The following is a 20,723-nucleotide window of genomic DNA, read 5'->3' as shown; positions in this document are numbered from 1 at the left end:
GCCCTCTGTCAGAGAGGGCCTTTATATCAGGATAGGTATCAAAACTGCACTATAGCCATTATGAAAAGAGCGGTGTCAGTGATGCTGTCCCTCTCTTTTTCAGAGCCTACCTTGGTAGCATAACGCAGACAATATAAGCCAACTACATCTCCTGTAACTGCCCGCCCTAATCCGATAGGCAGCAGCCCTGCTAATTACGCAACAGGCGCAGACCGTTTGCCACGACAAGCAGGCTTGCCCCCACATCCGCGAATACGGCCATCCACATGGTCCCCATACCGGCAATGGTCAGGGCCAGGAATACTGCCTTGATCCCAATAGCCATAACGATATTCTGAACCAGAATGTTATACGTCTGCCGGGAGAGTCGGACAAAAGCCGGAATTTTACGCAAATCGTCATCCATGAGGGCCACATCGGCCGTCTCGATGGCGGTATCCGTGCCCATTGCACCCATGGCAAAGCCGATATCGGCGCGGGCCAGCGCCGGTGCATCATTGATGCCGTCGCCTACCATGCCGGTCGTGCCCTGCGCCGTAAATGTTTCTACAGCACGCAGTTTATCTTCCGGCAGTTGATCCCCCCGCGCCTCATCAATACCAACCTGACCGGCAATGGCCTGCGCCGTGTGCGCATTGTCTCCGGTCAACATGAGCGTTTTGACGCCCAGACTATGCAACTGACTTATCGCCTCGCGGCTGCTTTCCTTCACCGTATCAGCCACCGCAAACAGCCCAAGCACCTGATGAGTGTCACAGAGCATGATGACCGTTTTACCGACGTTCTCCAGTTCCATTAATGCAGCCCTGACCGCTTCCGGGCAGCGCACCGTTTCTTCAGCCAGCCTCAGATTGCCCAGACTGTAGGTTTCACCGTTGATGACGCCACGCACGCCGCGGCCTGGCAGCGCCTCAAAGTTTTCCACTTCATAACGCTGAATGCCATCTGATGCCGCCGATACAGCCTGCGAAACCGGATGATCGGAGTAACCTGCCAGGCTCACAGCCAGCTTGCGCCCCTCCTCTTCTGCCACCCCGGTATAGATAATCGCATCCGTCTGTACCGGCTTACCGTGCGTCAGGGTGCCGGTCTTGTCGAGCGCCAGCCACTTCAGCTTTCGGCCCTCTTCAAGATAAACGCCGCCCTTGATAAATATCCCCCGGCGAGCTGCTGCCGTCAGGCCGCTGACAATGGTCACTGGCGTGGAAATGACGAGCGCACAAGGGCAGGCAATAACCAGCATAACCAGCGCCTTGTAAATCCACTCCTGCCAGCTTTCACCTGCAATCAGTGGCGGGAGAACGGCAACTGCGACGGCAATAGCAAACACCAAAGGGGTATAAATTTGTGCAAAGCGGTCAACAAAGCGCTGCGTAGGGGCTTTTGCCCCCTGCGCTTCCTCCACGGCATGAATGATACGCGCCAGCGTGGTATTTCCGGCAGCGGCCGTTACCCGGTACTCAAAGCCACCGGAGCCGTTGACCGTCCCGGCGAAGACCGGGTCACCTTCCCCTTTATCCACCGGCAGACTTTCGCCGGTAATAGGTGCCTGATTAATGGCAGTCCTGCCCCGGACCACCGTGCCGTCGAGGGCGATACGCTCGCCCGGCTTTACCCTGACCACGCTGTTAAGGGATACAGACCTGGCCTCAGTTTCTTTCCAGGAGCCGTCTGGTTGCTGAACCGTGGCGGTTTCAGGCGTCAGCTTCATCAGAGAGCCAATGGCATTGCGGGCGCGATCAAGAGACTTCGCTTCAATCAGTTCCGCAACCGTGAACAGTACCATTACCATGGCGGCTTCAGGCCACTGTCCGAGCGCCAGCGCCCCGGTGACGGCAATACTCATCAGGGCGTTGATGTTCAGGTTGCCGTTGCGAAGAGCAATCCAGCCTTTTTTGTACGTGGACAGGCCACAGGCCGCAACGGCAGCAAGAGCAAGAGCCGCTTCCAGCCATTCCGGCATGCCCGCCCAATGCATGGCTTCGGCGGCGATTGCCGCCACACCGGCAAACGCGAGCGGCCACCAGGGTTTTTTCTTTTCCTCAGTAACCGCGTGACGGCCATTGCTGTCAGGAAGTTCAGGTTCAAAGCCCAGCGAACGAATGGCGGCCAGAACAGGCTCCAGCGCATTCGGTGCGTGAACTACCGTCAGTACGCGCTGCATAAGATTGAAATCCAGCTCCTTGACGACTGACATGCCGTCCAGCTTTTTGCGAATCATGCCCTCTTCAACCGGGCAGTCCATCTGCATGATCCTGATACTGGTACGCACCCCTTCAGCGGTCACCAGCTGGGTCTGCAGCTCACCGAATGTGATAGGGGCAGGCGCGCAGCAAGAACCGCCGGTACTTTCCGCCTCACGGGCTGAACAGCAGTTGCCTTCAGGCTGCATTGCTTTATCAATCGGTTCCGGGTCAAAACCCAGCGAGCGCACCGCCTGCAGAACCGGTTCCAGCGCCTGCGGCGTATGGGTCACGGTGAGCACCCTCTGAATCAGATTGAATTCAAGATTGCTGACGGCAGGTAGTTTTGCCAGTTTTTTTCGGAGGAGCGCCTCCTCCGTCGGACAGTCCATCTGCATGATGCGCAGACGCGTCTGAACGTCATCGTTGCGGGGATGCTCTGCAACCAGTTCGGACACCTGGCTCAGGCCGTCCGTTGAGCAGCAGCTCCCGGTGCTGCAACAAGCCGGTGTGGTCTCAGTCGTTTTTGGTGGCATCTTCCCGGAAGCCTCAGTCGGGGCAGTTGCGGTATTTTTAACAGACGCCTCCTCTACGGTTGCGGCTGATCCACATTTTTTATTACTGCAGCAGTCACTCATTTTTTTATCCCGTTCATAACGTATACTGGCATTAAAGACCCTGATGTAACTACAGGGTCAAGCTCAGAAGAGGTGTGATATGAAAATTGGTGAACTGGCCCGCCAGGCGGGATGTCCTGTAGAGACGGTACGTTATTATGAGCGAGAGGGGCTTTTGCAGGCCGCATTGCGGGACCAGACTAATAACTACCGCCATTACGACAGCGCACATCTCGAAAGGCTTATGTTTATCCGGCGCTGTCGGGCGCTGGATATGACCCATGAAGAAATCCGGGTGCTGCTGCAGGCGCGAAGCCAGCCTGACGCAGACTGCGGTAAGGTTAATGCCCTGATAAATGAACATCTGAACCACGTTCAGGCCCGTATTCGTGAACTGAATATGCTGGAAAAGCAACTGTTTGAGCTCCGGAGCCACTGCAATGCCAACCGGGCAACACGGGACTGCGGTATTCTGCGCGAACTGGAGCAGGCAGAAGAGCCTGAGGATATCGTGCCGGTTATCACTGCAGGTCATCTGGCCGGAAGCCACTCTTGCTGATGCTGCTTTCTGCTGTAAGTAGAACGGTTCACTAAAGCAACAGGCTTTTTTTGTGATGTTACTTCGTCATGCCCGGCCATTCAGGTTGCTGAAAGTATGCTGCCGTTAAAATCTGTGTGACATCGTTTAACCGCTATTCCCTCATTAAGCTGTACAGAAAAGCCTGTAAGCACGTCACAACATATATGAATTTATCAATATAAAATTGACCTTTCGTCTGCAGAAGACGAGACTTGTTGCTGTCCGCCACGAAGGAGAAATTATGCCGTCACTTCTGCCCCTGCAACTTTTTAAGAATCTTTCTGACGAAACCCGGCTCAGCCTGGTGCTGTTGTTGCGCGAAAAAGGGGAGCTCTGCGTCTGCGAGCTTGTATCTATCCTGAAAGAAACACAGCCAAAAATATCGCGGCACCTGGCCCTGCTCAGAGAGAGTGGACTGCTTATCGACAGGCGCGACGGCAAGTGGATCCATTACCGGTTATCGCCACACATGCCTGCGTGGGCAGCAGCGGTCATTGAGCAGGCATATCTGTGTCAGCGGGATGAAATTCTTCATCTCAGTCAGCAGGCTGAGCGTGATAACGCAACCACCAACGGCAAAGCTGTCTGCATGTAAAAATTTTATCTAAACACATTCGATTAAACGAATATATTTACAGGGTACACTTAGCAGCCCGCTTTAACGGGCAGGTATAATTAAGAAGGAGAGAGTATGTTTCTGGCGGGTGCGATTTTTATCCTGACCCTGATACTGGTGATCTGGCAGCCGAAAGGGCTCAGCATTGGCTGGAGTGCCGTTATCGGCGCCGCACTGGCGCTGCTGACCGGCGTGGTACACATCGGGGACATTCCTGTAGTCTGGCAGATTGTCTGGAACGCCACGGCCACGTTTATTGCGGTCATCATTATCAGCCTGCTGCTTGATGAGTCCGGCTTTTTTGAGTGGGCCGCGCTGCACGTTTCACGCTGGGGCGGCGGCAGGGGCCGGTTGCTGTTCACGTATATCGTTCTGCTGGGTGCGGCGGTAGCCGCCCTGTTCGCCAATGACGGGGCAGCGCTTATTCTGACGCCGATCGTTATCGCCATGCTGCTGGCGCTGGGCTTCAGCCCGGGCGCCACGCTGGCGTTTGTGATGGCGGCAGGCTTCATCGCTGATACCTCCAGCCTGCCGCTCATCGTGTCGAACCTGGTGAACATTGTCACGGCAGACTTCTTTAAACTGGGTTTCAGCGAGTATGCCTCGGTGATGGTGCCGGTGAATATCGCGTCCGTGGCCGCCACGCTGGTGATGCTGCACCTGTTTTTCCGCAGGGACATCCCGGCCACTTACGACCTGGCGAAGCTGAAGGCGCCGCGTGAGGCCATTCGCGATGCGCGTACCTTTAAAACCGGCTGGATTGTTCTCATCCTGCTGCTGATCGGCTTCTTTGCCCTCGAACCACTCGGCGTGCCGGTCAGCCTTGTGGCCGCGGTGGCGGCGTTTATTCTCTGGCTGGTAGCCCGGAAAGGCAATGTGATTGATACCGGAAAGGTACTGAAAGGTGCGCCCTGGCAGATCGTTATCTTCTCGCTGGGCATGTACCTGGTGGTATACGGACTACGCAATGCCGGGCTAACTGATTACCTTTCTGCCGCCCTGAACCGGTTTGCAGAGCATGGTGTCTGGGGCGCAACGCTCGGCACCGGCTTTCTGACGGCGGCGCTTTCATCAGTCATGAACAACATGCCTACCGTGCTCGTTGGTGCGCTTTCGATTGACGGCAGCACCGCACAGGGCGTGGTGAAGGAAGCGATGATTTACGCCAACATCATCGGCTGCGACCTCGGCCCGAAGATCACCCCCATCGGCAGCCTCGCTACCCTGCTGTGGCTGCACGTACTGGCGCAAAAAAACATTACTGTCAGCTGGAGCTACTACTTCCGCGTGGGCATCGTGATGACCCTGCCGGTACTTTTTGTGACGCTGACCGCGCTGGCCCTGCGCCTGTCTGTTTAACCTTAACCCCGGTGTTGCGACTGTGCAGCGCCTTTACGGAGTACCGCTTATGACTGACATCACCATTTATCACAACCCGGCGTGCGGGACGTCCCGCAACACCCTGGCGCTTATCCGCAACAGCGGCACCGAACCCAAGGTTATTCTGTATCTGGAAACACCGCCGTCACGCGACGAGCTGAAGAAGCTGATTGCGGACATGGGCATCAGCTTACGCGCCCTGCTGCGCAAGAATACCGAACCGTACGAGCAGCTCGGCCTTGCAGAAGACCGCTTCAGCGATAACGAACTGCTCGATGCCATGCTGGCTCATCCGATCCTTATTAATCGCCCGGTGGTGGTGACGCCGCTCGGAACGAAGCTCTGCCGTCCGTCCGAAGCGGTTCTCGACATTCTGCCAGATCCGCAGCAGGGAGCGTTTACCAAAGAGGATGGCGAAGTGGTCATTGATGAGCACGGTCACCGCGTCAGCCACTGATTTTTCACCAGGCTGCAGACATAACGAGTGTGAAAAAAGCCGGCATCTGCCGGCTTTTTTATATGCTGCGCTGGTTGACCCGCTCTGAGAGCTGAGCGGCACTCTCTTTCCTTTCACTGTAGCGGTCGGTCAGGCAGTTGCTTCGCCCGCGCGTCAGCAGGGTGAACTTCATCAGTTCCTCCATGACGTCCACGATGCGGTCGTAATACGAAGAAGGCTTCATGCGGCCGTCCTCATCAAACTCGGCCCAGGCTTTCGCCACGGATGACTGGTTCGGGATAGTGATCATGCGCATCCAGCGCCCGAGAATGCGCATCTGATTTACGGCGTTGAAGGACTGTGAGCCGCCGCTGACCTGCATCACTGCAAGGGTTTTTCCCTGTGACGGCCGGACCGCACCGGACGTCAGCGGTATCCAGTCAATCTGCGTCTTCATGATGCCGGTCATGGCACCGTGACGCTCCGGCGAGCACCAGACCATGCCTTCTGACCAGAGTACCAGCTCGCGGAGCTCTGCAACCTTCGGGTGCGTCTCCGGGGCGTCATCCGGCAGCGGCAGGCCGGACGGATTGAATATTTTAACTTCCGCGCCCATGGCCATCAGCAGCCGGGCGGCCTCCTCCGTGGCGAGACGGCTGTAAGAGCGCTCACGCAGCGAGCCGTAGAGCATCAGGATGCGGGGCGGGTGTGCCACCTCTGCTGCCTTCAGCTTTTCTTCCGTCAGCGGTGCATCCAGGAGCGTCGGATCGATATTGTTCAGGGCATCATTCACGTTATTCACAATGGAGTCTCTTTAAGGGTAATAGCGGTGAACAGGCTGCAGTCGCTGCCGCCGGCGCAGCACTCTTCAGTCAGAAAAGCCATCAGCTGCTCAAGCTGCGAATAACAGGGCCTGCAGAACAGGGTTCGGCTCTGACGTTCCTGACTTATGAGGCCAGCGGACATCAGCGCAGAAAGATGATGGCTGAGCGTGGAGGCAGGAATAGCCAGTCTTTTCTGGATGTCACCCACGGGCAGTCCTTCAGGCCCGGCTTTCACCAGTTCACGGTAAACTCCCAGTCGCGTCACGTGTCCCAGTTCCCTGAGAGCATTAGCAGCATTTTGTATGTCCATGCCATCACCAAATCTATATTTCCAGAATAATGGAAATATAATTTAAAGCTTACTGAATGGTCAAGCCTCTTATTGCCATAAAAGGGCTGCACTCAAAAGGAAAGCCTTTTATACCCTGTTGACCCGGCTGCAGTGGCAGCGCATATAAAAAGGCCATAGCTCAGAATTTCGGTAAAATTTCAGCGATCTGACAACAGCTTTAGCCATAACCGTTTCGCTTCCTCTTGCCAGAAATTTCAGGCTCAATAATACTGTTCATATAAACAGTATAATTTAAAGGAGGATTTTTATGCGCTTTACATTTTTTTTCTTAATCCGTACTCGGCAGCACGTCCGGGACGCCGCGTTATGAAAGCGGTCAGTTGCGCTCAGGGCCTGACGCTGTTATGGCCGCCGATTTTTACCCCAACGGTAAAGGTGCCGCTGTACGCAGATCCCTGCTCAGCTGGTTTTCCCTCCCCTGCTCAGGATTATGTAGAGAAAGAGCTGGACCTGAATGAGCTCTGTATTCGCAGACGGGCGTCCACATTCTTCGTACGGGCCAGTGGCAACAGCATGCAGGAGCTGGGGCTTTATGACGGTGATGTTATGGTGGTCGATCGCGCAGAGCCACCCACGCACGGCGACATCGTCATCGCCGAGGTTGGAGGTGAGTTCACAGTTAAGCGCCTGCAGCTGATCCCACGGGTGGCACTGCTGCCCATGAACCCTGCTTACGCCGCCATCTATCCGGAAGAGCTCCAGCTGCTCGGCGTTGTCACCTGGTTCTTTAACAGTACACGTGCACGTCGGAGATAATTATGCCCATGTTCGGACTGGCTGACGTCAATTCTTTCTATGCCAGCTGTGAGACGCTTTTCCGCCCGGACCTGCGTGGCAGGCCAGTAGTCGTACTTAGTAATAACGATGGCTGCGTTATTGCGCGCTCTGATGGCGCAAAAGCACTGGGCATAAAAATGGGTGCACCGTGGTTCCAGATAAAAACACAGCACTATCCGGAAAAGGTACACGTGTTCAGCTCAAACTATGCGCTTTATCACAGTCTCAGCCAGAGAGTAATGACCGCGCTTGAGGACATAACACCACGCGTCGAACAGTACAGCATCGATGAGATGTTTCTGGATCTTACCGGTATTAACGGCTGTGAGGACTTCGAAGCTTTTGGTCGTCGCCTGCGCGCGCATGTATTTACCACAACGGGTCTTACCGTCGGTGTCGGCATGGGGCCCACTAAAACGCTGGCAAAATCGGCCCAGTGGGCGAGTAAGGAGTGGAAGCAGTTTCGCGGCGTGCTGGCGCTGACGCCGGGTAATCCGAAACGTACCGAAACTCTGCTAGCTAACCAGCCCGTTGAGGAAATATGGGGTGTGGGACGGCGAATCGGTAAGCGACTCAGCCTGATGGGCATCGAAACCGCCCTGCAGCTGTCACGCGCGCGTCCAAAGTTCATTCGCGATAACTTTTCCGTGGTACTGGAACGCACCGTACGCGAGCTGAACGGTGAGTCATGTATTCCGCTGGAAGAACTGCCGCCGGCAAAACAGCAGATAGTCTGCAGTCGCAGCTTCGGGGAGCGCATTACAACAAAAACAGCCATGCAGCAGGCGCTGTGTCAGTACGCTGCACGCGCAGCGGAAAAGCTGCGAGGGGAACGTCAGTACTGCCGCAACATCGGCGTGTTTATCCGGACGTCGCCACACGCCAGCGGTGAGGTGTTTTACGGAAACAGCGCCGGAGAGAAGCTGACACTACCAACACAGGATACGCGGGACATCATTGAGTCTGCGATGCGGTCGCTCGATTGTATCTGGCTTGAGGGTCGCAGATACATGAAAGCAGGCATCATGCTTGATAACTTTACGCCGAACGGCGTAAGCCAGCTAAATCTGTTTGACGATAATCGGCCACGGGCTAAAAGCGCACAGCTGATGAAGGTACTGGACGGCATTAATCAGTCAGGACTGGGAAATGTGTGGTTTGCCGGACAGGGAATTAACACTGAGTGGAAAATGAAGCGTGAAATGCTTAGCCCTGCCTGGACCACGCGCTGGTCAGACATTCCTAAAGCACGTGTGCTCTGAGACGATTATTAATTAAGCAGTTGAAACTGTATTCCACATAAATCATTCTATGTCGCAGCGCGTCATGGCTGTCCTCGAAGCGCTGGCACCACGCGTGGAACAGTACTCTATCGATGAGATGTTTCTGGACATCCGAGGGATTGATCACTGCATGGGATTTGAAGATTTCGGGCGCCAGCTGCGAACTCAGGTCAAGGGGTCGTTTGCGGGAGGGGGCGGAATCCTACGCTAAGGCTTTGGCCAGCGATATTCTCCGGTGAGATTGATGTGTTCCCATCCGAGCGGCGAAACATGGGCCAAGAGATCGGGCGATAGCAGCTTTCCATCGCGTTTCTGGTTTGCAACGACCTCGCCGAGCTTCATGGTGTTCCAGAAGATGATGATGGCGGCGAGCAGATTCATGCCGGCGATGCGGTAATGCTGGCCTTCGGCGGAACGGTCGCGGATTTCACCGCGGCGGTGGAAGCTGATTGCCCGCTTCAGCGCATGATGAGCTTCGCCTTTGTTGAGCCCGATCTGGGCACGCCGTTGGAGTTCGGCATCCAGAATCCAGTCGATCATGAACAGGGTGCGCTCGACGCGACCGACTTCCCGCAGGGCTGTCGCGAGCTCGTTCTGCCGCGGATAGGAGGCGAGTTTCCGCAGAATCTGGCTTGGCGCGACGGTCCCGGCAGCAATGGTGGCGGCGATGCGCAGGATGTCGGGCCAATTGCGCTCGATCATGGCTTGGTTGACCTTTCCGCCGATCAACGCTCGCAGGTGCGCCGGGGCGGCCGACGGATTGAACGCGTAGAGCCGTTTGGATGGCAGGTCGCGGATGCGCGGAGCGAACCGGTAGCCGAGAATGGCACATGCGGCAAAGACGTGATCGGTGAAGCCGCCCGTGTCGGTGAACTGCTCGCGGATATGGCGTCCAGCATCGTTCATCAGCAGGCCATCGAGGATGTAAGGCGCTTCGCTTGCCGTTGCAGGAATCACCTGGGTTGCGAACGGCGCATATTGGTCGGAGACGTGGCTATAGGCTTTCAGGCCCGGGGTATTGCCATATTTCGCGTTGACCAGGTTCATGGCCTCACCTTGCTCTGTAGCGACGAAGAACTGTCCGTCGCTCGAAGCCGACGTGCCCATGCCCCAGAACCGGGCCATGGGTAACGCTGCCTGTGCCTCGACCACCATGGCCAGCGCCCGGTCATAGGCTTCGCCCTCGACATGCCACCGTCCAATGCGGATCAATTCCCAGAAGGTGTGGGTGTTTGTCGCATCCGCCATTTTGCGCAAGCCGAGGTTGATCCCTTCCGCCAAGATAACGTTCATTAGCCCGATCCGGTCAGCGCAGGGTGCTCCTGTGCGCAGATGGGTGAACGCTTCGGTGAAGCCGGTCGCCGCATCCACCTCCAGCAGGAGATCGGTGATGCGCGTGGGCGGGATCTGCTTGTAGAGATCGAGCACCAGATCTTCGGCGCCTGTCGGCGCGGCGGCTTCGAGTTTCTCGATATGCAGAACGCCGTTTTCAATCGACCCGCCCGGGATCGTGCCTGCGCGAGCGGCACGGCCAAGCTCGCGCAACCGCATGTCGAGGCGAGCTTGCCGGTCTGCCAGCCATTCCTCCGGCCGCAATGGCACAGCGAGACGACCGCCTTCCGCGATGGATTGTGCCGGAACGAGTGCGTGTTTCAGATCGCCATAGCGCCGGGACCTAGTAAGCCAGACATCTCCGGAGCGGAACGCATCGCGCAGATGGAACAGCACCGCGATCTCCCATAGGCGAGCGTCGCCAGCCCTCTGGGCCCGAAGGTGGCGATGCCATTTCGAGCTGGGCCGCAAGAAGCTGGTCATCGCGGCATCGTTCAAACCGGTACGAAGGGCCGTCACCGCTTCCAGAAGCGGCAGTGCAACGGGCGCAGCTCGCAGATCGAGCAGGCGCAACATGCGTGGAGCGTATCGGCGGAAGCGGTGATAACCGTCGAGCACATGATTGAGCGGATCGTCGGCCATGGTGGCGGTCAGCCTGGTTGCCATTGCAACAAGGGTTTTTAAGCCGTCCCACCCTGACCCACTCGCGATGACATCGCCCAGCGGCTGGCCATCATCCTGTGCATCGACCAGGGCGCCCCCGATCTCGGCGAAGGATTTCAGGGTGTCACGCACCACCCCCGCTTCGTCTGCGACCTTTGCATGGCAAATACGCTCCGAAGCACGGTAGAGACGGCCGACGATCCGGTCGTGGGTTTCGACCACTGCGTCGGCCAACATCGCCTGCCATTCCGAGACGCAAACAGCCAAGATCGCAAGCCGCCTGTCCTCCGGGAGATCGCGCATGCCGTCGGCATAATACCGTTCACCCTGCCTGCGCAGACGAGTCACCCGATGGGCAGGAACGCCGGCAAGCAGATCCTCGGGGAGATCGATGCGTTGCAGATATTCGAGCCGGTCGAGCAGCCGGTTGGCCGACGAAGAGTTCGAGCCAGGCTCGAACTGGCGCAGCCACACAAAACGGGTCACCCGATCATCAGCCGTCTCCTCGAGCAATGCCAGCAACTGTTCTCGGATCGACATAGGCAGCCGACTGGCGATCCTCGTCTCGATGCGTCGCTCGGCATCGACGAGAGCCGCGGCACAAAGCCGCTCGATCGTGGATGTCGCGGGAAGGACAGTGCGGGTGCGTCGGCACTCGGCTACGAAGCGACGGGCGATATCCTCGTTCGACACCGCCATCTCGGCTTCTCGGAACAACCATTCCTTCAGCTCGCTCGCACCACGTCCGGAGAAGGTGCGGAAGCCGTAGAGCCCCCGTAACTCGGCAAGATGCTCGTGCCGTGTTTCCTCGCGGGCAGCATAGTCTACGAGATCGTCGGCACCCAGGCCAAGCTGCGCTCCGATAAATTCGATGACCTCTGCAGGGATCAGTTCGCCTGGAGCCAGCACCCGGCCGGGATAGCGCAGGACACACAATTGCAGGGCGAAGCCGAACCTGTTGTGAGCGCGCCGACGCAGCCTGATATGCCCAAGGTCTTCATCACTCAGCGTATAGTGCTTGAGCAAATCCGTCTGTGAAGTCGGCAAGCGCAACAGCGCGTCTTTCTGCCGATCGGTTAGAGTGACGCGACGCGGCATACATGTTCCTTTTTCAAAATCTGATAGCGTTCAAGACGCTTTGTTTATGAAGCTGGTTGAGATACATTTCCAGAGGTCAATGCAATCGTGGCCGAAGCGCCGCCTCAAACCAACGTTTGTGATACATGCTGATCGGATATGCCCGCGTCTCCAAAGCCGATGGCTCGCAGTCTCTCGACCTGCAGCACGACGCCTTGCGCGCCGCAGGTGTCGAACGGGACAATATCTATGATGATCTTGCTTCCGGCGGTCGTGATGATCGCCCTGGCTTGACTGCCTGCCTCAAGTCATTGCGTGACGGCGATGTGCTGGTGGTCTGGAAGCTCGATCGCCTCGGACGATCGCTTGCCCATCTGGTCAACACGGTGAAGGAGCTGTCAGACCGCAAGATCGGCCTGCGGGTTCTGACTGGAAAGGGCGCTCAGATCGACACCACGACTGCGTCCGGTCGCATGGTGTTCGGAATCTTCGCCACCTTGGCCGAGTTCGAGCGGGATCTGATCCGAGAGCGCACCATGGCGGGTCTCGCCTCCGCGAGAGCGCGCGGTCGCAAGGGCGGACGAAAATTCGCGCTCACCAAAGCTCAGGTGCGTCTCGCGCAAGCCGCCATGGCCCAGCGCGATACTTCAGTTTCCGATCTCTGCAAGGAACTCGGCATCGAGCGCGTCACTCTCTACCGATATGTCGGTCCCAAAGGCGAGCTCAGAGACCATGGAAAGCATGTTCTCGGACTTACGTAGCAACTCGTTTCTTTTCGCAGGTTGAGCCACCTCCGCGCTTCATCAGAAAACTGAAGGAACCTCCATTGAATCGAACTAATATTTTTTTTGGTGAATCGCATTCTGACTGGTTGCCTGTCAGAGGCGGAGAATCTGGTGATTTTGTTTTTCGACGTGGTGACGGGCATGCCTTCGCGAAAATCGCACCTGCTTCCCGCCGCGGTGAGCTCGCTGGAGAGCGTGACCGCCTCATTTGGCTCAAAGGTCGAGGTGTGGCTTGCCCCGAGGTGATCAACTGGCAGGAGGAACAGGAGGGTGCATGCTTGGTGATAACGGCAATTCCGGGAGTACCGGCGGCTGATCTGTCTGGAGCGGATTTGCTCAAAGCGTGGCCGTCAATGGGGCAGCAACTTGGCGCTGTTCACAGCCTATCGGTTGATCAATGTCCGTTTGAGCGCAGGCTGTCGCGAATGTTCGGACGCGCCGTTGATGTGGTGTCCCGCAATGCCGTCAATCCCGACTTCTTACCGGACGAGGACAAGAGTACGCCGCAGCTCGATCTTTTGGCTCGTGTCGAACGAGAGCTACCGGTGCGGCTCGACCAAGAGCGCACCGATATGGTTGTTTGCCATGGTGATCCCTGCATGCCGAACTTCATGGTGGACCCTAAAACTCTTCAATGCACGGGTCTGATCGACCTTGGGCGGCTCGGAACAGCAGATCGCTATGCCGATTTGGCACTCATGATTGCTAACGCCGAAGAGAACTGGGCAGCGCCAGATGAAGCAGAGCGCGCCTTCGCTGTCCTATTCAATGTATTGGGGATCGAAGCCCCCGACCGCGAACGCCTTGCCTTCTATCTGCGATTGGACCCTCTGACTTGGGGTTGATGTTCATGCCGCCTGTTTTTCCTGCTCATTGGCACGTTTCGCAACCTGTTCTCATTGCGGACACCTTTTCCAGCCTCGTTTGGAAAGTTTCATTGCCAGACGGGACTCCTGCAATCGTCAAGGGATTGAAACCTATAGAAGACATTGCTGATGAACTGCGCGGGGCCGACTATCTGGTATGGCGCAATGGGAGGGGAGCAGTCCGGTTGCTCGGTCGTGAGAACAATCTGATGTTGCTCGAATATGCCGGGGAGCGAATGCTCTCTCACATCGTTGCCGAGCACGGCGACTACCAGGCGACCGAAATTGCAGCGGAACTAATGGCGAAGCTGTATGCCGCATCTGAGGAACCCCTGCCTTCTGCCCTTCTCCCGATCCGGGATCGCTTTGCAGCTTTGTTTCAGCGGGCGCGCGATGATCAAAACGCAGGTTGTCAAACTGACTACGTCCACGCGGCGATTATAGCCGATCAAATGATGAGCAATGCCTCGGAACTGCGTGGGCTACATGGCGATCTGCATCATGAAAACATCATGTTCTCCAGTCGCGGCTGGCTGGTGATAGATCCCGTCGGTCTGGTCGGTGAAGTGGGCTTTGGCGCCGCCAATATGTTCTACGATCCGGCTGACAGAGACGACCTTTGTCTCGATCCTAGACGCATTGCACAGATGGCGGACGCATTCTCTCGTGCGCTGGACGTCGATCCGCGTCGCCTGCTCGACCAGGCGTACGCTTATGGGTGCCTTTCCGCAGCTTGGAACGCGGATGGAGAAGAGGAGCAACGCGATCTAGCTATCGCGGCCGCGATCAAGCAGGTGCGACAGACGTCATACTAGATATCAAGCGACTTCTCCTATCCCCTGGGAACACATCAATCTTACCGGAGAATATCGTTGGCCAAAGCCTTAGCGTAGGATTTCGCCCTCTCCCGCAAACGACCCCGTCAAGGCCTATACGGGCCTAACAATAGGTGTCGGTATGGGCCCTACGAAGACACTGGCCAAATCGGCTCAATCGGCTTCAAAAGAGTGGCCGCAATTCGGAGGGGTTCTGGCGCTGACAACCAGCAATCCGACACGTACCCTAAAACTGCTCAGCCTGCAGCCCGTCGAGGAGCTGTGGGGGGTAGGCCGCCGATTGTCTAAGAAACTGAATGCATTGGGCATAGCAACTGCGCTGGATCTTGCGCGGACACATCCGGCTTTCATCCGTAAAAATTTCAGCGTGGTCCTTGAACGTACCGTTCGTGAACTCAACGGCGAATCCTGCATTGACCTGGAAGAAGCACCACCTACGAAGCAGCAGATCGTGGTAAGCCGCAGTTTCGGATCACGAATTACGGACTATGAGTCTATGCGGCAGGCGATCTGCCAGTACGCTCAGCGGGCAGGTGAAAAACTACGTCAGGAAAGGCAGTTCACGCGTCATATAGGCGTTTTTATCAAGACTTCCCCCTTTGTAGAAGGTGAAGTTTATTACGGTAATGTGGCCAGCGAGAAACTGTTGCTGCCTACGCGGGATACACGGGACATCATCGCTGCAGCCATGAAAGCGCTGGATCGTATTTGGATTGATGGGCATCGTTATGCCAAAGCAGGAATTATGCTGGGTGATTTTTTTCCCACAGGTGTGGCGCAGCTGAATCTTTTTTCTGACGAACAGCCCCGGGAGAATAGCGAAGCACTGATGAAAATCATCGACAGCATAAATACTACGGGATTAGGGCAGATATGGTTTGCTGGAAAAGGCGTAAATCAGGCATGGCAAATGAAACGGGATATGTTATCCCCCTCCTACACTACTTGTTGGAAAGATATACCTGTAGCCCGTATTCACTGACTTTGCCAGGTCGAATGCGCCTTATTACAGGAGGAGTAAATTAAATAAGTTTTCACCGTTACTATTATGGTTGACAACTAACATTAAAATAAATTAATAAATCATCACAATAAAAAATTGCAAAAAATTTATTAAGCAGTGTTCCACCTGAATTATATTCAATACCGCCTTACCGCTAACAAAGAGTTATTATTCGAAAATTAGATGAAAAACGAATAAATAAAATCACCTTATTAAAGCATCTTAGCTTCTTTTTCTCCTTTACAAATAATATACTGCACCCTTTCATTCTCCTTACATAGTCCGTTTTATGTCAAATAAAAGCTTCAAAGAGACCTACCGAAAGGACATTGATGGCCTTAGAGCACTGGCTGTTGTTCTTGTCATACTTTTTCATGCCGGGATTAACCAGATAGCTTCCGGTTTCATAGGGGTCGATATCTTTTTTGCAATTTCCGGTTTTTTGATTACCGGAATTATCGTAAAGCAAAGAGAAAAAAACACCTTCAGTCTGGCGAACTTCTTCGTGCACCGTCTCTGGCGTATACAGCCTGCTTTTATCACGATGTCCCTGGCTACGCTTATAGCAACGTTCTATTTGTATCTGCCTGATGATTTTCTGGCATACCTGCACAGTAGTTACTACAACGCTTTACTGCTTTCAAATCAGTTCTTTGCACGTCAGAGTGCTGCGTATGCTTCTCCTGCAGCCGATCTGTTCCCTTTACTCCATACCTGGTCTCTGGCAATTGAGTGGCAGTGGTATCTATTTCTCCCGCTGGGCATTTTACTGTCAGGTGCCATCTTACGTCTTAAGTCGATTCAGAAGGTGATCAGTAACCCGGCAAATGCACTTGCTGCAGTGTGGTTTATCCTGACGCCGCTGGCAGCTGCTCTGGCGCTGATTATGGCCAGCCGAGAGGCCGATGCAGCCTATTACTCACTGCTTACCCGTATATTCGAATTCATGGTGGGCGGGGCTGCATTTTTTCTGACGCGCTACGTTCGCTCGGTCCCTTCAGCTGTCTCAAACAGTACAGGCATTTTATCGCTTGCCGTGTTGCTTTATATTGCGATTCACCCTGACGTTATCGGGTTCTATCCAAATCTCTATGCATTGCTGGTTGTCACTGCTTCAGCCTTACTCATGTTTACCGGAACGTACAGGAACAGCATTGCATCTAAGTTACTAAGCCTTTCACCCGTCGCATTCACGGGCAGGATATCTTATTCGTTATATCTCTGGCACTGGCCCGTTCTGGCCATAACTCGTTACCTGGGTTACAACCTGGCTGGCTCCACGCTTCTTTTGTGCCTGATTCTGACGGTACTGCTATCGCTGATTAGCTATTACTTCGTGGAACAGCCATGCCGACGGTTACGCTGGTCTCTGAAATATACGATTCCCCTGTTGATCATCGTCCCGATCGTTATCTTCAACTCTGCGTTCAAATATGCTGAGAACCGCGACGGCATGCCTGGACGATTCGGTGCTGAATACGGCCACGTGGCTCAAAGTATTAGTGCTGGGTTAGCTCAGGCCGGACACCGGCCAGACTGTCTGGATGGATCTCAGAATGCAGATAAATGCATGTTCGGGGATCTTAAAGGTCAGAAGACAGCCCTGCTGATTGGCGATTCTCACTCAAACCATTTCTGGGGATTCTTCGATGTGCTCGCTCAGGACGCTCATATTCGCATGACTGCGTTAAGTACAGCGCTGTGTTTAGCACTCCCGGATACATACCTCTATGACTGGTGGTCATTCCGGAACCAGACCTTTGATAAGTGCCATGAAAACACGGCTAAATATTATGAGCTGATCGCTAAAAATCATTATGATTACGTCATTCTGGGTCAGGTCTGGGAATGGTATGTAAGTGGTCCTCATCTCATTAACCATTCAGGTGATGAACGTTCAGATGCACTAACTAAGGAGCGATTCAGCAGAGCCATTCGGCAGGCCTTAAACGCGATAGTCGCATCAGGAGCACGACCGGTGATCATAAGGACCGTGGCCCCCATGCCCGTTAATTATCAGCAATGTATCCGTCACCACGTGATCTTCAGGGAACCGTATCGCCAGGAAGAATGCGACAACCAGAACCCACAGAGTCCTGAAAAAGAATGGACGCTGCCGCTGTTCGGCCAGCTTCAGAAAGAGTTTCCGACCCTGATCGTGATTGACCCAAAAAAAGTACAGTGTGAAAACAACTATTGTGTTACAGCACTGGACGGGACCCCAATCTACCGTGACGTTGGTCATCTGAATGACTTTGCATCCTATAAATTTGGTCAGGAATACATTCAGAAGTTTAGCAATCCTCTTCAGTAAAAAAAGGGCCTCTCTGAGGCCCTTATCAAGTCTTTTCCTGCGTTTTATCACCTATAACTTACGGCTAAGAACTGACAGCGTCTTTTTATTTTATTAATGCCGAAATATATTTATCCGAAACAATATAATTAAACAAGGCCGAGAATTGACATTACAGGTCCGAGACAATAAGCAAAGGAGGGGGATATGGGCGATTTTTTAAATGAGTTTGAATCTGACGAGGAAAAGGGAAGACACCTTGAAAATCTTCTCATAGAAGTGGCGCGGGGAGGTCATAGAGAAGACAGTACAGACTACATGGCGCTTCGCTCCTTTTTTTTCCAAAATATGGCAATAAAGCCCCTGCTCCCGGCCTTTGTAAGGGAGTGCAGAACTCTTAAACAATTCTGGGCTTTTATCCAGCCCAAGTATCCATCCTACAGAGAAAGAGAAAATTTTATCACTCATGAGTTTTCTCCCCTATTTGATTACTTTGAAGGCTTAGGGGCCAATCCTTCAGATTTTCACATAACCGACGGTCTGAGAAGTTATGATGAGAAAGGTGTGAATGAAGCATGGACTAAGGCGCTCGACCGCAGAAGCTCTGATCCAGAGGGGGCTATAACTGCAGCCCGTACTCTTATAGAAACAGTCTGCAAGCATATCTTGGATGACTTGAGTATTACGTATGAACGTAACCTGGACATGAGCGAGCTCTATAAGCTGACTGCGAAAGAATTGAAGCTCGCACCAGAGCAGCATAGCGAGCAAATATTCAAACAGATCCTTAAAGGTTGTTCGTCTGTTGTTAATGGCCTCGGCACTCTGCGTAATAGACTAGGTGATGCTCACGGCATAGGGAAAAAACCGGTAAAACCATCTGACAGGCACGCCTTGCTGGCGGTTAATCTTGCAGGAGGTATGGCTGTTTTTCTAATTCAAACATGGCAGCATTTATCTAAGAGCTAACCACTTGTTTTGATGCCGCGTAAGCGGCATGAAGGCGCCAGCTTATGTTAGCCAGGGTAAAGTGGCCACATGGCGCCGATAGCCCGGCGAAGCCGGTTCCGGTTTGATAGGTTCTGCCTAACCATACCTTCGCCCTGCAAAGCCAAACCCGTTATCAGTCGCACAGGAGCTATTTTGCGCGGTCGGAGTGGTCACGACAAGGCGTAGCCGCCGTCGGGGCGTATCTCCGCGTTAGCGGGCCGTGAGGGCCGCTTACGAGCGTGTTCTCCATTCTCACAGTAATAAAATCAGCAGCAACTCCTATTCTAATTACAACATCCATTCTTAAAGCGACTCCATCCCGGCCTTCGGCCGGGGCGGTGGCGCTTTTCAGGGTGGGTACCACTCGATGCTGAAATAAGCACTGTGAGTCTGAAGTCAGCTGATTGTTTGTTGTAACTACGGACAATGCCCGGCGCTTGCGACGGGAGCTATTTCTAACGCGAAGCGTTTTATCCGAACCGGCGCGGACGTCAGTCCGCAGCGAGGGCGGGCATTTTTCATCTGTCCACAGGACGGATGCTGAATAGGTTTTATCTTTAAAGGTAACTAATAACTGTTGTTTAAAAGAAAGGAGATCGGGTTTTTAAAAGGATCATCGCGGTTTGTAAAAAGTTCGGGTAGCGGTTAACTGACAGTCCGGTCAGAAGATAAATATCATACCCTCTCGCAGTTAATGTGGATAAGTGAGGACTACAGATTGCGGGCCTGCTCGCAGGTGAATTTTGTGCGCCCGGTCTCGTTTCTGGGTTACCGGTAAGAGACTGTTGTGATTAATGTTTGTGCAAATTGCTTTATGCAGGCGTGATCGGGCCTCCGACGCGAACCGGATAACGTGAAGGGGGGCGGAAAGGCGTAGGTGCCGGCTTCTGAAGCCGGATTACGTGCAGGGGTCATCCGGCGCGGGTGCGCCAGCAGTTTAAGAAGGAAGGCGTCAGAGACGCATCAGGTTGTGACCAGCAGGTCGTCACCGAGTCGCGTGTAGTGTCCGCGTGAAAGCTTCATGCGCTCCGTGACGCGGCGCTCTATCTCCGTGCGGACTGCATCGAGGCTGCCAAAAAAGGCGCCATTACGGATTTCTTTTTGCAGCTGCAGTCGTACCAGCTGCTCGATGTCCTTACGGGTGCGCGGTGCGTCTTTGCGTGCACGGTGGCGCTTCATGCCGTGCTCACGCCGTGACCTCTGATACTCACGGAAGCGCTCACGGACAAATGACCAGGCGGCGCCGATGAGCTCACCGGCGTCGGCGCGCGGTAAGCCCTTCTTTTCACGCTGGCGATTTTCCCACTCGATGCGGCTGCGGCGTGCGGCCGCAACGGCTTCCTCGGAGACGTCCAGCACCTGCCACATCAACGGCGTGAAAGTGATATCGGTAGGGATATTACAGCCGATTTCTTTGTCATATTCGGTGTTATAGGTGAGGAGCTTCAGCTGGGCCATAAACTGCACGGCACCGGTGAAACGGGTGATCGAGAGGCGTTTCTTCTCGGTGGCCAGCCCGCAGCGAATACTCATCGTAGTCAGTGAGGCGCCTACGCGATTGGCCAGCGGATTGAAATAATGGCAGAGAGCCTGCAGCGAGGCTTCCAGTGCACGCATGCGCAGTTCCGGAGGTCGGCGCTTGCGCTCCCCCCGGGCTATAGACATGGCAACCAGCGACTGAAACTCCATGCGCTGGGTGAAGCCTGCCGCTTTCTCGCGGATTTTTTCGCAGAACGGCAGGGTTTTCTTTCCGTTCTCTGGAATAAATTCCGGATTAGGATTCTTTACCTGCCGGTAAAATGAGGTTTTTTCAGTAAGTTGCTTATTCAC

The 20,723-nt window shown here is 54.6% G+C and carries 17 protein-coding genes and 2 pseudogenes; 13 read left to right on the top strand and 6 right to left on the bottom strand.

Annotated features, from left to right (window positions below; genetic code table 11):
• Positions 1-190 precede the first annotated feature (190 nt).
• Positions 191-2,581 (bottom strand): heavy metal translocating P-type ATPase, encoded by a 2,391-nt coding sequence (locus ACXKZD_RS19955; protein WP_236566396.1) that lies wholly within the window; start codon positions 2,579-2,581, stop codon positions 191-193.
• A 319-nt stretch (positions 2,582-2,900) separates the two neighbouring features.
• On the opposite strand from ACXKZD_RS19955, the gene cadR reads away from it, so the two are divergent.
• The 4 genes from cadR to arsC all read left to right on the top strand — a co-directional run bounded on the left by cadR (position 2,901) and on the right by arsC (position 5,833).
• Positions 2,901-3,359 carry a Cd(II)/Pb(II)-responsive transcriptional regulator gene (gene cadR / locus ACXKZD_RS19950; RefSeq protein ID WP_050680609.1) on the top strand — a complete coding sequence of 153 codons (459 nt, stop codon included), beginning with the start codon at positions 2,901-2,903 and terminating at the stop codon, positions 3,357-3,359.
• 262 nt (positions 3,360-3,621) lie between these two features.
• Positions 3,622-3,975, top strand: coding sequence for a metalloregulator ArsR/SmtB family transcription factor (locus ACXKZD_RS19945; protein WP_006785991.1), 354 nt, complete (start codon positions 3,622-3,624; stop codon positions 3,973-3,975).
• A gap of 96 nt (positions 3,976-4,071) precedes the next feature.
• Entirely contained in the window at positions 4,072-5,355 is a 1,284-nt protein-coding gene (locus ACXKZD_RS19940; RefSeq protein WP_050680608.1) for an arsenic transporter, read from the top strand.
• A gap of 49 nt (positions 5,356-5,404) precedes the next feature.
• Positions 5,405-5,833: a glutaredoxin-dependent arsenate reductase gene (gene arsC / locus ACXKZD_RS19935; RefSeq protein WP_050680607.1), complete on the top strand. Its 429-nt coding sequence runs from the start codon at positions 5,405-5,407 to the stop codon at positions 5,831-5,833.
• A 58-nt stretch (positions 5,834-5,891) separates the two neighbouring features.
• On the opposite strand, the gene arsH is transcribed toward arsC, so the two are convergent.
• A complete protein-coding gene (gene arsH / locus ACXKZD_RS19930) occupies positions 5,892-6,614 on the bottom strand; it encodes an arsenical resistance protein ArsH (protein WP_050680606.1) in 723 nt (240 codons plus the stop codon).
• Positions 6,611-6,946 carry an ArsR/SmtB family transcription factor gene (locus ACXKZD_RS19925; RefSeq protein ID WP_050680605.1) on the bottom strand — a complete coding sequence of 112 codons (336 nt, stop codon included), beginning with the start codon at positions 6,944-6,946 and terminating at the stop codon, positions 6,611-6,613. The genes arsH and ACXKZD_RS19925 overlap by 4 nt, the downstream gene beginning before the upstream one ends.
• 348 nt (positions 6,947-7,294) lie before the next feature.
• Here ACXKZD_RS19925 and umuD point away from each other — a divergent pair, with 348 nt between their 5' ends.
• From umuD to ACXKZD_RS19910, 3 genes and pseudogenes are all read left to right on the top strand, one after another.
• On the top strand, positions 7,295-7,744 hold the full coding sequence (gene umuD, locus ACXKZD_RS19920; RefSeq protein ID WP_073991704.1) for a translesion error-prone DNA polymerase V autoproteolytic subunit: 450 nt from the start codon (positions 7,295-7,297) through the stop codon (positions 7,742-7,744).
• 8 nt (positions 7,745-7,752) lie between these two features.
• Complete coding sequence (umuC, locus tag ACXKZD_RS19915) at positions 7,753-9,027, top strand: translesion error-prone DNA polymerase V subunit UmuC (protein ID WP_064741215.1); 1,275 nt, start codon at positions 7,753-7,755, stop codon at positions 9,025-9,027.
• A gap of 46 nt (positions 9,028-9,073) precedes the next feature.
• Positions 9,074-9,223: pseudogene (locus tag ACXKZD_RS19910) on the top strand (Y-family DNA polymerase); the annotation flags it as partial.
• Between the two features lie 32 nt (positions 9,224-9,255).
• Here ACXKZD_RS19910 and ACXKZD_RS19905 read toward each other — a convergent pair.
• Positions 9,256-12,141: a Tn3 family transposase gene (locus tag ACXKZD_RS19905; protein ID WP_001138082.1), complete on the bottom strand. Its 2,886-nt coding sequence runs from the start codon at positions 12,139-12,141 to the stop codon at positions 9,256-9,258.
• A gap of 125 nt (positions 12,142-12,266) precedes the next feature.
• On the opposite strand from ACXKZD_RS19905, the gene ACXKZD_RS19900 reads away from it, so the two are divergent.
• From ACXKZD_RS19900 to ACXKZD_RS19875, 6 genes and pseudogenes are all read left to right on the top strand, one after another.
• Positions 12,267-12,881, top strand: a complete 615-nt coding sequence (locus ACXKZD_RS19900) for a recombinase family protein (RefSeq protein ID WP_000904906.1) — start codon at positions 12,267-12,269, stop codon at positions 12,879-12,881.
• Positions 12,882-12,946: 65 nt separating this feature from the next.
• Positions 12,947-13,750 (top strand): aminoglycoside O-phosphotransferase APH(3'')-Ib, encoded by an 804-nt coding sequence (gene aph(3'')-Ib, locus ACXKZD_RS19895; protein WP_001082319.1) that lies wholly within the window; start codon positions 12,947-12,949, stop codon positions 13,748-13,750.
• Positions 13,750-14,586, top strand: coding sequence for an aminoglycoside O-phosphotransferase APH(6)-Id (locus ACXKZD_RS19890; protein WP_000480968.1), 837 nt, complete (start codon positions 13,750-13,752; stop codon positions 14,584-14,586). The genes aph(3'')-Ib and ACXKZD_RS19890 overlap by 1 nt, the downstream gene beginning before the upstream one ends.
• Positions 14,587-14,692: 106 nt before the next feature.
• A pseudogene (gene umuC, locus ACXKZD_RS19885) lies at positions 14,693-15,589 on the top strand (translesion error-prone DNA polymerase V subunit UmuC); the annotation flags it as partial.
• A 310-nt stretch (positions 15,590-15,899) separates the two neighbouring features.
• On the top strand, positions 15,900-17,924 hold the full coding sequence (locus ACXKZD_RS19880) for an acyltransferase family protein (protein WP_488982153.1): 2,025 nt from the start codon (positions 15,900-15,902) through the stop codon (positions 17,922-17,924).
• Positions 17,925-18,110: 186 nt separating this feature from the next.
• Positions 18,111-18,872 (top strand): abortive infection family protein, encoded by a 762-nt coding sequence (locus tag ACXKZD_RS19875; protein WP_488982152.1) that lies wholly within the window; start codon positions 18,111-18,113, stop codon positions 18,870-18,872.
• Between the two features lie 169 nt (positions 18,873-19,041).
• On the opposite strand, the gene ACXKZD_RS19870 is transcribed toward ACXKZD_RS19875, so the two are convergent.
• Both ACXKZD_RS19870 and repA read right to left on the bottom strand, forming a co-directional pair.
• Positions 19,042-19,194 carry a hypothetical protein gene (locus ACXKZD_RS19870; protein WP_488982151.1) on the bottom strand — a complete coding sequence of 51 codons (153 nt, stop codon included), beginning with the start codon at positions 19,192-19,194 and terminating at the stop codon, positions 19,042-19,044.
• Positions 19,195-19,856: 662 nt separating this feature from the next.
• Positions 19,857-20,723: a plasmid replication initiator RepA gene (repA, locus tag ACXKZD_RS19865; protein ID WP_488982150.1), complete on the bottom strand. Its 867-nt coding sequence runs from the start codon at positions 20,721-20,723 to the stop codon at positions 19,857-19,859.

The sequence above is a fragment of the Pantoea sp. ABR1s genome (genome assembly GCF_057812235.1).
The sequence above is the reverse complement of the archived record's forward strand: the minus strand, read 5'-3'. Positions and strand labels throughout refer to the sequence as shown.

Coding starts and splice junctions, on each gene's coding strand:
- ACXKZD_RS19955 (WP_236566396.1), bottom strand. CDS start 2,581: ATGCAGATGGACTGTCCGACGGAGGAGGCGCTCCTCCGAAAAAAACTG.
- cadR (WP_050680609.1), top strand. CDS start 2,901: ATGAAAATTGGTGAACTGGCCCGCCAGGCGGGATGTCCTGTAGAGACG.
- ACXKZD_RS19945 (WP_006785991.1), top strand. CDS start 3,622: ATGCCGTCACTTCTGCCCCTGCAACTTTTTAAGAATCTTTCTGACGAA.
- ACXKZD_RS19940 (WP_050680608.1), top strand. CDS start 4,072: ATGTTTCTGGCGGGTGCGATTTTTATCCTGACCCTGATACTGGTGATC.
- arsC (WP_050680607.1), top strand. CDS start 5,405: ATGACTGACATCACCATTTATCACAACCCGGCGTGCGGGACGTCCCGC.
- ACXKZD_RS19925 (WP_050680605.1), bottom strand. CDS start 6,946: ATGGACATACAAAATGCTGCTAATGCTCTCAGGGAACTGGGACACGTG.
- umuD (WP_073991704.1), top strand. CDS start 7,295: ATGAAAGCGGTCAGTTGCGCTCAGGGCCTGACGCTGTTATGGCCGCCG.
- umuC (WP_064741215.1), top strand. CDS start 7,753: ATGTTCGGACTGGCTGACGTCAATTCTTTCTATGCCAGCTGTGAGACG.
- ACXKZD_RS19905 (WP_001138082.1), bottom strand. CDS start 12,141: ATGCCGCGTCGCGTCACTCTAACCGATCGGCAGAAAGACGCGCTGTTG.
- ACXKZD_RS19900 (WP_000904906.1), top strand. CDS start 12,267: ATGCTGATCGGATATGCCCGCGTCTCCAAAGCCGATGGCTCGCAGTCT.
- ACXKZD_RS19890 (WP_000480968.1), top strand. CDS start 13,750: ATGTTCATGCCGCCTGTTTTTCCTGCTCATTGGCACGTTTCGCAACCT.
- ACXKZD_RS19880 (WP_488982153.1), top strand. CDS start 15,900: ATGTCAAATAAAAGCTTCAAAGAGACCTACCGAAAGGACATTGATGGC.
- ACXKZD_RS19875 (WP_488982152.1), top strand. CDS start 18,111: ATGGGCGATTTTTTAAATGAGTTTGAATCTGACGAGGAAAAGGGAAGA.
- ACXKZD_RS19870 (WP_488982151.1), bottom strand. CDS start 19,194: ATGGATGTTGTAATTAGAATAGGAGTTGCTGCTGATTTTATTACTGTG.